The organism is Paraburkholderia sp. SIMBA_027, assembly GCF_046535315.1.
Lineage (GTDB): Bacteria > Pseudomonadota > Gammaproteobacteria > Burkholderiales > Burkholderiaceae > Paraburkholderia > Paraburkholderia tropica.
Genome location: NZ_JAWRWY010001658.1, coordinates 1 through 234, shown reverse-complemented (window position 1 = coordinate 234; position 234 = coordinate 1). Strand labels below are relative to the sequence as shown.

The 234-nt window shown below is 54.7% G+C and carries 1 protein-coding gene; it reads left to right on the top strand.

All coding sequences use genetic code 11. From position 1 onward, the window contains the following. A partial coding sequence (locus SB764_RS44800) for a transporter substrate-binding protein (protein ID WP_410867411.1) occupies nucleotides 1–234 on the top strand: 234 nt, incomplete at both ends.

Genomic DNA, 234 nt, shown 5'->3' with positions numbered 1-234 from the left:
ATTCTCGCGACCGTGGTCGGTGGTTCGAATGTGGCGTTCTACAAGCAGCTCAAAGGCGCCGGCATCACGCCGCAAAAGCAGTTCCTGATGACGCTGTCGGTCACCGAAGATGAAGTGCTTGGCATTGGCGGCGACAATTTCGCCGGCTTCTATTCGTCGATGAAATATTTCGAGTCGCTCGACAACGATATCAACAAGAAGTTTGTCGCGGCCTTCAAGGCCAAGTACGGCCCG